Here is a 15017-nt window from a genome sequence, read left to right on the forward strand (position 1 = left end):
AAACAACTAATAATCAAAATTTTTATAAAAAAATCAATTAATAGTTTTTTGAAGTTTAACAAAAAAAATAGACTACACACAAGGTAATAGTCCTAAAGGGAAGAATAAGTTTAAAAAAACCACTTTTTACGCGGGACAGCATAATATTCCCCGGCAACAAACTCTTGTGGAACAGCTTTTTCAATTCGTACTAGATCCTCTGCACTTAAATATAGATTCGTCACTCCTAATGTCTCTTGAAGCTGTGTTCTTTTTCTAGCTCCTACTAAAGGAATAACATTTTCACTTTTAGAAAGTACCCAACCTATAGCAAGATGAGAAACAGGTACTTGTTTCTCAAGTGCAATTTCTCGCAAAGCCTCAACCAGTATTAAATTCCTTTCAAGATTTTCGTTGGTAAAACGTGGAGCTTTCATTCTCTTATCATTTGAACTTAGTCTTCGCTCTTTTGTCCAAGACCCACTCAACAATCCTCTTGAGAGTACTCCGTATGCTGAAAGTGTTATTCCCAATTCTTGCAAAGCCGGTAAAATTTCTAACTCGATTTCTCGATTAAAGAGCGAGTATTCGGACTGTACCCAACTTAGCGGATGAATTGCGTGTGCACGGCGGATCGTTTTAGCTCCTACTTCAGAAAGACCTATATGACGTACATAGCCTTCCTTTATTAATTCACTAATTGCTCCAATCGTTTCTTCAATTGGTATGTTTGGATGAAGCCTTGCTGGTTGATATAAATCAATATATTCTACTCCGAGTCTTTTTAAAGTATATTTAAGAAAGTCTTTTATTGCTTCTGGTCTATTATCTTCTACTCCAAATTGGTACCCTGCTCCGCGATGTTTACCATCAAACTTTACAGATATAAACATATTTTTTCTACGAAACCCCTGTAGAGCTTCTCTAATTAATAATTCATTATGACCTTCACCGTAAAAATCTCCTGTATCAAGAAGGGTTATTCCACTTTCAAGTGCTTCTTGAATTGTCGCTATACTCTCATTACGATCTGCTTCCCCGTAAAGCCAAGACATTCCCATGCACCCAAGACCAATCTCAGAAACTAAAGGACCATTTTTTCCAATTGACCTTTTTTTAATAAATCTCCCCCCAATCCTCTACCTTGCTTTGTCTTACTTTTGATTAAACGGTGTAACAGGAGGCATAATATGTACTTTTTTATTTGGATAGATTCTTGCAATCACTGTTGATTGTGATAAACGTTTAATATCCTTGCCGGGTATTTCCATCGATACGCCATTTAGTGCAGTCTTATAAACATGCCTAATCGTATACGGTACATGTTGATCCTCTAACAGGGTTTTTAATTCTTCTTGAAATTTCTCATGACTTTCTTCTACTTGCTTAGTTGCTTCTTCCAGAGTAAGTTGTTTTCCCGCTGCCTCTGCTTCCTTAACGGCTACCACAGCAGGCTTTGTTTTAAATTCAATAATAATTGAAGTCATTTGATTAGTTGAAAAATCGATTGATGGATCTACAAAAAAAGAAGGGTTCATTGTAACATTCGCCACCTTTGTCTCATCTGAAATTTTAGTTGTATTAAATGTATTTCCATTACATCCGCTCATGATAAAAAGCATTAAAATAAATAAAATACTTCCTCTATAAAAATTCTTCATATTTACTACATCCCCTTCAAAAACTGTTTAATAAAAAAAGACAATCTATCAGGATTTTATCCTTTAGAGTGTCCTTTCAAACATTATTTTGCGTAGATAAACAAAGTAAAGGAGTAACGAACATTTATTACATCCTATAGTTATCATTCAAAAATTCAATATGATAATTAATAGTCCTTAAATATTGTTTTGTTGTATCTTTTGAAAGACTTTTAATCCTCTTTAACATATGAACACTTAATACTTTTTCATTGTTATAAATTCTATATTTTTTTAAAGTTGAAAGTCTATGATTATATTGACTCGCTTTTACTTCATTTAGTTTTTTTACATTTATTAGATAATCTGTAAAGTTCATAATTGCCCCTCCTACTTGTATAGAACAACGATTTTTCGTAAAAAGAACTAGTCCTATTATTAAAACCTACTTAGGACTAGTTCTTTCTATCATTCTATTTAGCATGTTTACTAATTATACCTCTAAAGTTTTATTTGTTTGATCCTTCAAGATTCATTGGTACTATGAAAAAAGCAAGTACACTGCACGCCCCTAATTTTGTCATCATAACTTTTTAGTACGGAGGTAAAACAACCAAAATCTATGAAGCTTTTTTTTTGTTTCAAAACAACCATTATATTTTTAGTTATAATTAGCGTAACAAGGATGCAATTAAACGGAGGGTACTTTTATTGGATGGAATTCTTTTTAAATCAATTTACGCATTATTAATAGGCTTTGAAAGTGGGATCATTGGTGGAGTTACATTACTACTAATATTGCAAATAAAAGGGAAATAAAACTTAAAAATGCTATAACATTAAGAAACTATGTAAAACCTAAAATATAAACCACACAAATTTGAATCACAAATACTATTGAACAGAGGATGCAAGTGAAAAAGAATTCATACAAAGTTAGGTGTGAAAAATTTAAATAAATTAATTATTGTAAATTTGCTAAACGGCATACTGGCATAATGAAAGTTAACTAGCACCATTATACTTTTAAGACAAAACTAAAGACCTAATCTAAATGGATAGGTCTTTGGATAATACTTTAATTTAATTGATTCATCGTCACAGAAAAGATATAGCTTTGAAACTTATCGCAGCCTTCATACCTAAATCTCTTTCCGTCTTTTTTAAACTCTCTACCATCTTCTTGAAAACCTAAATCGTGTAAAACGTCTTTAATTGAACCATTTTCGTAATCTTTTCCAACCCGGAATTCGATACTCAAGTAACTCACCCTTTTACTAGTTTTTCTACTATTTTGGTAATTTTAGGGTGATTTTATACTTGGTTGACTGATTACTATTTATTCTTTAATAAAAACATATTTTAAATGTCTTCCATTAATGATATTGATTAAAATATAATCAATTGTTCTGGTAGAGGATGTCTTTTGGACGCTGCTAAATCCATTTCATTCACTTTTACATGCATATGAAAAGGTTCCGTTTCAGTTTGGTATTTTGAATCATGGTGTGGTTCTGAATGGTACTTGATAATAATATTTCCGTTAACATCATAATAATCATACTGAAAAAATTCAATAATACCTAATTTAATAAATTCACGACATTTTAACCGAGAGTAATCATCTAATAATACAATTTTTTCTACGAAATCAGGTTCAGTGTTCAGTGAATTTCTTATTTCTAGAATGATATCATCATAATCTCTTTCGATACGGCTCCAACTAGTCGGTCTATAACCCGTACTCATCGTGCAACCTCTTTCTAAAATACCTCCAAACAGAAGCATCCGATTCTTCCATCGGTGTCATTTCTGCAATTGGTTTTAATCCTAAAGTTTCTTCATAAAGCCCTTTATATTTAATTTCAAAAGCTGCGTTTTGATTAATCAAGAATACTTTTTCATTTTGGTCCATATCACTAGATTCTGGATTATCTTTTTCCCATTCATCCACAATTTCTTGAATTTGATAGACTTTTCCAGTCAAGACGAGAATAGAGAAACGTGTACTTAAACTAGTAACTATCCTCCACACATTTGAAAATGCAAAGACAGACTATGCTCTAATCCCAGTAGAAAATTACTTTAAACTTCGAAATCAGAATAGTATTCACCTACAATGTACAAATTAAGACTGGTAACAAATGTAACTTTGAATGAGGTGAGGAAAATTGAAGGAAACTACCGATCGTCGCTCTAACTTTATTGATCAAGAGGGTAACTTAAATTCAAATATTGAATTACTTCAATCTTTATATCCTACCTCAGATTTAGAAGTAAAAAATGTAATATTAAGGGAGAAAAAGGGTGTAATCATTTATTTTAATAGCTTAGTAAATGAAGAAAAAGTAGATCAGTTTGCAACGAATATTCTTGAATATAAGGAAGACCTTTTCCAATTTTTTTACAGTCATACAACTGCTACAAAAAAAATAGATGACATAGAGAATTCATTACTCGCAGGAAAAAGTGTTATTTTAATTGACGGCGAAGTGAAAGCATTTCTATATTCTGTTGAGGATTTTCCTATGCGTCCCTTTTCTCCACCAAGTATCGATAATTCGATTAAAGGTTTAAAAATTTCATTTGTGGAGATGTCTCAACATAATTTAGGATTGCTACGACGTTATATTCAGAATCGCGATTTATTATTCAAAGAAACAAAAATTGGCATGGAAAATAAAACTAGTGTTACCCTCGCTTATTTAAATGGTGTAGCCAAGCCAGAATTAGTTACTGAGATTGAATCAAAACTTTCTACAATTAAATTTGACTCGATTCTAAACGCAAGTCAATTGGCTCAAATGATGGAAAAGTATCCGTTATCATTTTTGCCTCAGCTTGTCACGACTGAAAGACCTGATATTGCAGCAGAAGCAATCCAAAAAGGAAAAGTTGTGATCGTATTAGATCGATCATCCGAAGTAATTATTTTGCCTGGATCATTTATTTCGTTTTTTAAAAGTATTGATGACTTATCGACAAGGCCAGTCATTACATTTTTTATCTTTTTCCTACGAATAATCGCTCTTTTCATCACACTTTATTTACCTAGTATCTATATTTCAATCGTATCATTTAATTATGATGTGGTTCCATTAAAATTAATTATATCGATTGGTGAATCGCGTGCTAACGTTCCTTTTGATCCGCTTGTAGAAGCAATTATTATGGAAATTACGCTTGAATTATTAAGAGAAGCAGCTATTCGCCTTCCTACTCCAATTAGTACGACGGTAGGGGTTGTTGGTGGAATTGTTATTGGTCAAGCCGCTGTTCAAGCCGGAATTGTGAGTAATATTATGGTAATTGTCGTAGCATTAACTGCTATTTCATCTTTTATTATTCCTAATTACGACATGGCTTCAAGTTTACGCATTTTACGATTCCCAATTATGATTATGGCTTCATTTTTTGGAATTATTGGGATCGTATCAAGCACTATGATTATATTAGGTCACGGATTGAAATTATCTAGCTACAATGAATCTTTTAGTCAGCCGCTTTCACCGATGAACTTTAAACAGTTAAACAAGAAATATCAAAACAGTGCATTATCAATTCTTTTCAATCAACATATAACGAATCAAAAAAAGAGGAAATAATATGAGAGTCGTCGCACCTAGAGTTACGTTAGTTCAATTTGTTTTACTAATATTTGGTGTACAAGTTGGAATTGGGGTGATTTCTTTACCCCGAGTATTAGAAGAAAAAGCTGGAACAAGCGGATGGATTTCATTATTAATAGGAGGTTTTCTCTCTTTAATCATTAGTATTGCAATTGTAAAACTACGTGAGAAGGACCCTAACTGCTCATTTAATACTTACCTTACTCATAGTTTCGGGAAAGTGCTTGGTACAATCTTTACCATTTTCTTTACCATTTTCTTTCTTGGAATGGGGTTTGTCGTTTTTTTGCGATCAATCTTATTTATCCAATCATATATTTTACAAGAATCTTCATTATTTATACTTTTAGTATTGTTTTTAATTCCGACCTATCAATTCGTGACAGGTGGTATTCAAATTATTGGAAAATATGTTGAAATTATTTTTCCAATCGTTATCTTTTTTTTAATTATGCTACTCTTCACTTTAAAGCAAAGCAATATACATTTCATATTTCCAATAATTAAAGATGGATGGGGTCCGATTTTTAAAGCTGTCCCTACAACAGTTACAGCCTTTTTAGGAATTGAAATTATTTTCATTCTCTATCCTTATTTAGAAGAAAAAGAAAAAGCACTTAAAGGTGTTTTGATTGCAAATGGTATGATCACCTTTCTATATTTATACGTTACGATCATTTGTTTTGTCGTATACAGTCCTGATGAAATTGGGATGATTTTTGAACCTGTTTTAGATATTTTAAGTGTCATTGAATTTCAATACGTTGAAAGATTAGACTTCATTCTTTTTTCATTTTTTCTAATGGTTATTTCTAAAACCTGGATTATGTATATTTGGATTGGTGTTACTAATTTGGCGGAAATGTTCCACCAAAAACGGATTGATTATTTATTCATCGGCCTATCGTGTGTTTTTTTATTTCTTACAAGTTTCTTCATCCCAACATTTAAACAAAATAATCTTTACATGCAGCTATTATCTACGTATGGTTCAATCGGAATGTTAATAATACTATTTTTCATTTGGATTCGTTCATTAGGAAATAAGGTGATTAGATGAAAAGTCTAAAAATCGCAACGATCAGCTTGTTATTACTTGTCCTTTTAACAGGTTGCAAAAAAACAGTAAATATTGAAGACATTACAATGGGACTAATTTTAGGGATCGACACCGATGAACAAAATAAACAACTTAAGGTTTTTATGTCCAGTCCCGTCTTTAGTGATGAAGCAAAAGAAAAAAATGAACAAATCATGGTAGATGCTTCATCCGTACGGGAAGCTCGTAATATATTTGATACAAGGGTAACTGGCGTGTCTACAGGTGGAAAGCTACAGGCCTTTTTTGCTAGCAGAAAATTGCTCGAAAATAAAACTTGGACATCTGTATTAGATTTATTCTATCGTGAACCAAAATTAAGACAAAATGCCGATTTTGTTTATTTTGATGGAGTTGTTTCGGATCTTGTGGATTTAAACCCAAAAGATAAGCCTAGATTATCAATTTTTATCCCTCAATTAATCGAAACGGCTGATTTTCGTAACGTTACCATTCGAACAACGATTCGAATGTTCCATCTGATGCAGTTCGAAAAAGGAATTACACCATATTTACCAAAAATGTCAATTAAAGACGGGGAACTTGAAGTTAGCGGTGTAGCATTGTTAGATCGACATTTTTTACTAAAAAGAATTCTTTCCATACAAGAAACACAGTTTTTACGAATGCTACAAGGGAAAAAAAACGGTCAATTGTCCCCAATAGTTGCTACAACTAGTGGAAAGAAAGGAAATGAAAATAACCAGTTAATTAACTTAAGGCAAGCAAGCTTTAATGTAAAGGATATTAAAAGAAAAGTTGATTGCAAATTCGATCATAATCACTTTAATTTTAAAATTGCATTAACAATCCCCATTATGATCACACAATCACCTTTTCCGCTAAGTGACAAAAAGGTTAATAAGTTAAGTAAAGAAATTAGAACTTCATTGGAAAAAGATTTAAACAAATTTGTCCAGGATTTACAGGCTGATGAAGTTGATCCGATTGGCTTAGGAATCTTAGCAAGCTCCTACGAACATAAACAGTGGAAAAAAGTAAAATCAAAATGGCCAGAGGCTTTAAAAAAGTCAAAGATACATGTGAATACAAAGATTGTAATTGTTGATAAGGGCATAACGATGTAGAAAAGTAAAGCTAGAAGTCAAAGAATACAAGCAGGAAAGTAGAATTTCTCTACATTTTCTGCTTTTTTTGTATTTCAGCCTTTTCCTTCTAAATAAGCAGATTATAATGATTTACTAATATAATAATTTCATTACTTTTTCTCTCTTTATACTCCATTTTCTTGAGTTAATTTTAACCAAAATCATACATATTCTTAATAAAATTCGATTTTTTATTTACCATTTTTTAACTTAAATTGATGCTTTTTGACTATTTTAAAGATTCTGAATTAATTTTTCTTCGATATTTCCGCTTATTTTTACCTCACAAAACGCAAAAAATGACGAATTTTGTAGTTTGATAAACCAGTTTTTCAGATGATACGATGAATTCCTCAATACCACATTGTTAACCAAGGGGAGGAATTTTTAATGAACAAAAAAGTTTTAGCGGTTGGATTATCTGTAGGTTTGGCGGCAAGTAGTTTATCAGTAACTAATACATATGCTGCACCAAAAAATGTATTATCAAAATACAAGTACAACAAATCAGTAGGATCTCCTGAATTCGTTTCTGGACAGCTGACAAAACCATCAGCTAAGAGTGCTGAAAGTGTTGTAAAAGGGTATGTAAATGCTAACAAAGATAAGTTCAAACTTGGTTCAAAATCCGCAGAAGAATCGTTTATTGTTGAGTCTAGCAAAAAAGATACTTATGGTACCGCACTTCGACTACAACAAGTTTATAACGGTGTTCCTGTATGGGGATCTACTCAAACGGCTGTAGTTGGAGATAGTGGTACTCTAAATGTTTTCTCTGGTACAGTTATTCCAAACTTAGATACTAAAAAAGGGTTAAAATCTACTAAAAAAGTTAACGCTAATAAATCTATCAAAATCGCAGAAGCAGACCTTGGATATACTCCTGTCTATGAAAAAGACCCTACAGCTCAACTAGTAGTTTATACAAATGGTGATGATGCTACGTATGCTTATGTAGTAAACTTAAACTTCCTTTCTCCTAAGCCTGGAAACTATAATTATTTCATTGAAGCTTCAACAGGAAAAATTTTAAATAAATATAATAGTATCGATACAATGGACAGCATCCATGCTGCTAGTAAATCAGCTGGAGCATCAGTTGCTAAACCAACAGTTTCTGGTACAAATGTAACTGCAACAGGAAAAGGTGTACTTGGTGATACAAAAACATTAAATATGACTTTATCTGGTTCAACTTATTATTTACAAGACAATACAAGAGGAAACGGTATTTTCACATATAATGGATCTAATCGTACTACTCTTCCTGGTACTCTTTTGTCAAGCACTGACACACTACTAAATAGCACAAGTGAAGCTGCGGCAGTTGATGCACATTATTATGCTGGAAAAACATACGACTATTATAAAACTGTTTTTGGACGTAATTCATTTGATGGTAATGGTGCTGCCTTAAAATCAACTGTCCATTATAGCCGTAGTTATAACAATGCGTTCTGGAACGGTTCTCAAATGGTTTATGGTGATGGTGATGGAACAACATTTACTTACTTATCAGGTGGACTTGACGTAGTAGCGCATGAGTTAACTCACGCTGTTACAGAAAGAAGTTCGAACTTAATCTATCAAAATGAATCTGGTGCATTAAACGAAGCTATTTCGGATATTTTTGGAACTGTAATTGAGTTCTATAATAATAACAATCCAGATTACGAGATTGGTGAAGATATCTACACACCAGGTATTGCTGGTGACTCACTTCGTTCAATGAGTGATCCAACTAAATATGGTGATCCAGATCACTACTCAAAACGTTACACTGGTACTTCTGATAATGGAGGCGTTCATACAAATAGTAGTATCATCAATAAAGCTGCTTACTTAATTGCAGTAGGTGAAACTCATTACGGTGTATCTGTAACAGGCATCGGTAATGATAAATTAGCTAAAATCTTCTATCGTGCAAATACTGTTTACTTAACTTCTTCAGCAACATTTAGTCAAGCTCGTGCGGCACTTGTACAATCTGCTGCTGACCTATATGGTGCAAGTTCTGCTGAGGTAACAACTGTTAATAAAGCATTTGATGCAGTTGGTGTAAATTAATTTCAATTTACATTTTGAGTTAAATAAAAAGCCGATTTCCTTAATAGAAGGAAATCGGTTTTTATAATTTATAGCACTAGTAGATTAGAGACCTAACTCTTCCTTAACAATCTTTAATGTTTTCATTTTATATTTACTTTTTGGTATTGGTGCATTTGGCACTGAAGGATTTTGCATTAGGTAGTTCTTTTCTACAAATGCAAGGTCTTTTGCATCTACTTTACCATCGATATTAATGTCTGCATTTCGTTTGTTTGTTCCCCAGTAAGTTTGAATATATAGCGCATCCATTACATCAATTACATCGTCGCCATTAACGTCTCCTCCAAGTAATTTAGGAAGATCAATCTTTTTAAATTGACCAGCCAAATCACCTGATTCACTTTGCATTCCAATTTTGAAATTATAAATACTTCTAAAATGTCCCGGAACTTTTACAGTCATTCGGAGAGGTTTGTCAGTAAGTGCTAAATGTAAAGCTTCTATTTTTCCAAACTTAGTAAAGATTTGATTATACGTATTCCCATTAGCATCTTGGACTGAAACATCTGCTCCCACTAAACTGTAATCTCTTCTACTATCAAACTGTCCACTACTAGTTAATAAACCTTCCGCATATAATACAGATTTCATTTTCGAATAAGTCGGAACTAAATCAACATAAGGTGCATTTGTGATAAGAAAATTACTCTTACCTGATCGGTCTATATATGATCCAGATGTATATACAAGAGAACTATCAGGTCTTATTTCAAAATTATAATCTTTTACTTTATACGTAACTTCCACTAATGGGATATCTCCATTTAAAGTTTGTGTATTATTATCAGTAGCTTCGACAGTTACACTACTCGCTGAAGTCTTTGTCAGTTTCACTTCTCCAAGTTTATTAGAATCTGGATGAAGTTCAATGTTTTCAATATTTAAGTAGTCTGAAGCAACACTTAAGTTTACATTTCCCTTTTTAAAATTGACAGCGTTTTTTAATACGATTTTTGCTTTAACAATATCATCTGCTTTTGCAGTATCTCTATCAACAATCGCAGTCAAGTATGGTGTACCCTTTTTCACAATTTTAATTGTCTTAGGTGTGACACTTCCGTTTCCTGCAGAATCGGTTACAACTAATTTAACAACTTTACCACCTAGTCCAATCGGTACATCATATTTAAAAGTACCATCATTATTAACAGGTATTTCAAGTGGTTGTTCCCCTACTCCTACATCGTAAACTTTGTTAGCAGACTGGTCCATTTTCATTCCTGCTGCTTTATAATCCTCAATATCTTGATCAAACACTGATCCAGTTATTGTAACTGATTTTTGCCCTTCCTCATATTCAATGATATCCCCTACTGGTCCATCGATTGTAAATTTAGGCTTTCTATTATCAATTACTAGATCACGATATTCCGTAAACTGTTTACCAGTGTCAGTTGTAGCAAGCATTTTAATTTTATAAAAGCCTTTATCTGCTACAACACGGGTTGAACTTATACCAGAAGGGGATGAATTATCAAACGGATAATACGTACCATTAAAGAGACCCAAGTTAACTAGATCACTTTCATTTATACTAAATCCATTGACTGTGCCAAGAAGACCTATTTCCTGATTCGACTTTCCATCTACTAAAACGAAATCGATATTTCTAAAGTTTGATTTCATTTGAACTTGTGCATTTATAAGATTAATTATGTTAGGACTTGAATAAGAATCTCTATACCGATTTTCTGATATACCTAGTGATGATGTTTCAAATACGCTTATTCCTTCTTCAACAGCATGTACAGCAAAAGGAATCTTATATGTTTCCCCAGGATCATTCACATTTGTATAAACAACATATCCCTCATAATTACCTTTCTCTGCTGATTTTGGTATAAAAATGGAAGCCTTTGTATTTTTTTGAGAATTTGCAGCCAGTTTAATAGTTGGCTCAATAGTAACCTTTACGCCATTTTTCTCAGCATCTTTAGCTCCTCTTAGCCCTGTTTGAAATTTAACTGCTACATCAAATGTTTTTGGTTCATCACCTGAATTTTTAACTACAATTTTACGTTCTTCATTAACATCTGCACTTAGATCGACTGAACCAAAACTAAGTGCACCTGTTTCATCTTTAATCGTTTTTTCTTTTCCATTTTTTATCATTGGCGTTTGATTTTGAACTTTAATTTCAATTGAAGAATGCACCGCTTTATATGGGTCAACTCTACCTGATCCAGCCTCATATACGCTATAGTCCTTACTTAAAGGATCAGCTGTATTCATAAGAATTGTCTTGACATCGCTTGGTTGTAAGTTTGGTTTTGCTTGAAGTAAAAGTGCAGCCATCCCCGCAACATTAGGTGTTGCCATGGACGTACCCGATAGACGTTCATATGCATATTTATAATCGTTTGGCGTATTTTTATTAATGATATAAGCTGGCACAGTTGAGAATACCCCAACACCTGGTGCTGTAATTTCAGGCTTAATGTCGTATGTAACACGAGCTGGTCCACGTGAACTGAAATCTGCTAATTCATCTGCTTTTGTTTGAATTTCATTTAGTTCATTAAATGTAAAAGTACTGGCCGCATTAACTTTTGATTTCAATGCTAACCCTTGGGCATTTGTTAATGTGAATGTTGGAATATAATCTAAACCTTCACCTAAATAGGAAGGTATTAGCCCTTCATCTGGATTATTATTGAAAAGTAGAGCAGCTGTTGCACCATTTTGTTTAGCAAACTTTACTTTGTCGCTCAAAGCTATATTATTCCCACGACTTATTAATACAACTTTCCCATTTACATCTTTGTTTTTATAATCTGCCGATGCGCCAAAACCAACATCTATGATTGAATATGTTTGACCATTTAACTGCTCCGGATGATCAGTATATCCTTTAGCCATTTCTTGTAAGTCGGCAGGAATTGTTTCAGTACCTGTTTGAAGTGTACTCTTATATGTATGTACATTATTTGGTTCATTACTTGCGCCTACAGTCAGTGCAAGAGCTGCCGTACCAGGAGAGCCTAAAGTGTACATATCATTTCCGCTGTTACCAGCAGCAATTACTGCTGTAACTCCGCTAAGGACAGCTTGATTGATTGCGATACTTGTAGAATATAAAGGATTATTAATTCCTGCACCTAAGGATAGATTAATAACGTCCATTCCATCTGCTACAGCTTTATCGATCCCTGCCATAACATTAGCTTCTGTGCCTGCACCATAAGGTCCTAATACACGATAAGCATATAAATCTACATCAGGAGCGATACCTTCCATTTTGATGTCACCGTCATTTTTCCCTTGTCCAGCGATAATTCCTGCTACATGCGTTCCATGTTCAGTATAATATGGTGCACCTGTTGCCCAGAAAAATTCTGCCCATCCAGATTTTTTCCAATCTTCATATGTTGCTTCCATCGGATCGTTATCATTATTAACAAAATCATATCCACCTTTATATACATCCTTTAAATCTGGATGATTATAGTCTATACCGGTGTCAATAACTCCAACTTTAATACCTTTTCCAGTAATACCTTCTTGGTGAAGTTTATCTACCCCTAGAAATGAAAGAGCAGATTTATTACTCAATCCTCCAGTTTGCATTTCTTCTTGCGTATTAGCGATTTCTGCATGTACTTCTTCATTACTCCAAACTGTTTTAACAGCTTTCGATTTTAATAGATTTTTAATTTGATTTGCTGGTAAACTCATTGAAACACCATTAAATGCATATTTAAATGAACGTTTAACTTTATAATTTACATTTTTACTATTGTCATTTGTTAATACTTGTCCTAGGTCATTCGCAAAAGTTGAATGATCTTGATCAACTAGATTTGACGCCTCGTTCATTGTTAATGACTGGCCTTTTAAGCTTGATTCAACATGTGCTATTTTTGCGGGTTTATTTTTAAATTCTACGATTACATCTGTTTGGTTTGAAGATTCTAAATCAATATCAGGATTTACTTGTATTCCTGTCTCATTACTTGTTGACAGCTGATGAAGTGCTGCTCTTTGAGCTGGTGATAAATTCGCTAGCATTTCATCTACTTTCGAATAAGTTGCAGCTTTTGATGAGATTGTTACATGACTTAAGGAGCCAACAATAAAGCCAGACGATAATGCTAACACTGAAAAACTTTTGACAAACTTACTTCTAGAAAAATGTTTTCCCATTCTCTACCTCCTAAATTTCAGAAACAAAAATCACTTTTATTATTTATTATTCCGAATATTCAGTCAATCGGGTTATTCATCCCTTAATAAATCAACATCTAAATGATTTTCGACGTAATCCGTCAAGAAATTTATAAAAAGTTGATTAACTTTAATCCTTTTTGCTCCAGGGGAGAAAAAGGGCAAAAAAAGAGACTTCAAAAAAATTGAAATCTCTTTTACATTGAAATTGATTTTATCTATTTTTGAGCTCACGGTTGTATATGAGAAACCTTTGTACCGTTCAAGAAGTTCAGTAATTCACTAAACGTATTTTGAGCGGCTTTCGTATTCATTTGGAACTGGTATTCATGACCTAGTTTTCCTTCTGATTTACTGTAAAAGACTTGTTTAACACCTGTTCTTTTTTCTAGTAATGTTGCAAGTTTTTTACCTTGTGATTCAAAGGAACCTGTATTTCCGTCAGTTATAAATGTTGAAACAAATTTTTCTGGTACATTTCTTAAAAGTGATGATTCCTTTGTCATCTTTTCATCTTCCCAGTTGTATTTTCCAAAATAAGCCCAGCCAACTCGCTTAAATACAAATTTCATCAACCTTGATGAAGCGTGCGTCTGAACTTCTTTCATATCATAAGGACCACAAAGAAGTATTGCCCCACGTATTGTATTTGGATCGACGCTTTGACCTATTTTAGCTGTATTGGAGTAGTTTTTATTCATTTGAATGCTTACAAATTGTGCTGCAAGCTGGGCTCCAGCTGAATCTCCAGCAATATAAATATTGTTCAAATCCAGTACATATTTACCAGCGTTTTTTTTAATAAATCGGTACGCTTGATCAATTTGTTGTAAAGGTATTGGATAAGCAACACTCGGAGCTAAGGGGTAATTTATATTCACTACATTATACCCATGACTCGCTATATACGTAGCATATTTCCGTACATCATTTTTATCTCCCGCTACAAAAGCACCACCATGGATCCAAAAAATGGTTGGAACGTATTTTAAATCACCCTTATACCTAATCATGTCAAAAGTACTGCTTTTATATTTTGATGAGTACTCAATATCAGTATCCATTCTTGTTTTTTGTTTTGCTATACCATAATCAGCTGCCTCTACTTCAATTCCACCGGCAAAAGACTTTTTCAAAAACCATGTTACTGGTCTTGGGGATAGAAATATCGATCCAACACCAATTATGATCATTATAATTAAACAAATTCCAATGATTTTAAAATTGCGCTTCATATTTATCCTCCTGATAAAAGAGTTAACTGAAGCTTATTATTCGATTTTCCAAA

At 33.1% G+C, this 15017-nt stretch carries 12 protein-coding genes; 4 read left to right on the forward strand and 8 right to left on the reverse strand.

Features of this window, described 5'->3' with window-relative positions:
• Nucleotides 1–110 precede the first annotated feature (110 nt).
• The 6 genes from ABEY15_RS10535 to ABEY15_RS10560 form a co-directional block, all read right to left on the reverse strand.
• A complete protein-coding gene (locus tag ABEY15_RS10535; RefSeq protein ID WP_429890076.1) occupies nt 111–1115 on the reverse strand; it encodes an aldo/keto reductase in 1005 nt (334 codons plus the stop codon).
• An 18-nt stretch (nt 1116–1133) separates the two neighbouring features.
• Entirely contained in the window at nt 1134–1640 is a 507-nt protein-coding gene (locus tag ABEY15_RS10540) for a protease inhibitor I9 family protein (protein WP_429890025.1), read from the reverse strand.
• Nucleotides 1641–1767: 127 nt separating this feature from the next.
• Entirely contained in the window at nt 1768–1998 is a 231-nt protein-coding gene (locus ABEY15_RS10545; RefSeq protein ID WP_069035062.1) for a hypothetical protein, read from the reverse strand.
• Nucleotides 1999–2697: 699 nt separating this feature from the next.
• Nucleotides 2698–2880, reverse strand: a complete 183-nt coding sequence (locus tag ABEY15_RS10550; protein ID WP_429890026.1) for a hypothetical protein — start codon at nt 2878–2880, stop codon at nt 2698–2700.
• A 128-nt stretch (nt 2881–3008) separates the two neighbouring features.
• The gene (locus ABEY15_RS10555; protein ID WP_429890027.1) at nt 3009–3368 is read right to left on the reverse strand and encodes a toxin-antitoxin system TumE family protein; all 360 of its coding nucleotides are present in this window, start codon (nt 3366–3368) and stop codon (nt 3009–3011) included.
• Nucleotides 3352–3654: a hypothetical protein gene (locus tag ABEY15_RS10560; RefSeq protein WP_429890028.1), complete on the reverse strand. Its 303-nt coding sequence runs from the start codon at nt 3652–3654 to the stop codon at nt 3352–3354. Before ABEY15_RS10560 ends, ABEY15_RS10555 begins: the two co-directional genes overlap by 17 nt.
• Before the next feature lie 136 nt (nt 3655–3790).
• On the opposite strand from ABEY15_RS10560, the gene ABEY15_RS10565 reads away from it, so the two are divergent.
• The 4 genes from ABEY15_RS10565 (at nt 3791) to ABEY15_RS10580 (ending at nt 9523) form a co-directional block, all read left to right on the forward strand.
• Nucleotides 3791–5224, forward strand: coding sequence for a spore germination protein (locus ABEY15_RS10565; protein ID WP_429890029.1), 1434 nt, complete (start codon nt 3791–3793; stop codon nt 5222–5224).
• Nucleotide 5225: 1 nt separating this feature from the next.
• Entirely contained in the window at nt 5226–6308 is a 1083-nt protein-coding gene (locus ABEY15_RS10570) for a GerAB/ArcD/ProY family transporter (RefSeq protein ID WP_429890030.1), read from the forward strand.
• Nucleotides 6305–7435: a Ger(x)C family spore germination protein gene (locus ABEY15_RS10575; protein ID WP_429890032.1), complete on the forward strand. Its 1131-nt coding sequence runs from the start codon at nt 6305–6307 to the stop codon at nt 7433–7435. The genes ABEY15_RS10570 and ABEY15_RS10575 overlap by 4 nt, the downstream gene beginning before the upstream one ends.
• Nucleotides 7436–7846: 411 nt before the next feature.
• The gene (locus ABEY15_RS10580; protein ID WP_429890033.1) at nt 7847–9523 is read left to right on the forward strand and encodes a M4 family metallopeptidase; all 1677 of its coding nucleotides are present in this window, start codon (nt 7847–7849) and stop codon (nt 9521–9523) included.
• An 84-nt stretch (nt 9524–9607) separates the two neighbouring features.
• On the opposite strand, the gene ABEY15_RS10585 is transcribed toward ABEY15_RS10580, so the two are convergent.
• Both ABEY15_RS10585 and ABEY15_RS10590 read right to left on the reverse strand, forming a co-directional pair.
• Nucleotides 9608–13708 (reverse strand): S8 family serine peptidase, encoded by a 4101-nt coding sequence (locus ABEY15_RS10585; protein ID WP_429890034.1) that lies wholly within the window; start codon nt 13706–13708, stop codon nt 9608–9610.
• Between the two features lie 251 nt (nt 13709–13959).
• Nucleotides 13960–14964: an alpha/beta hydrolase gene (locus ABEY15_RS10590; RefSeq protein ID WP_429890035.1), complete on the reverse strand. Its 1005-nt coding sequence runs from the start codon at nt 14962–14964 to the stop codon at nt 13960–13962.
• Between the last annotated feature and the right edge of the window lie 53 nt (nt 14965–15017).

The organism is Gottfriedia acidiceleris (genome assembly GCF_050457485.1).
Taxonomy (GTDB): domain Bacteria; phylum Bacillota; class Bacilli; order Bacillales; family Bacillaceae_G; genus Gottfriedia; species Gottfriedia acidiceleris_D.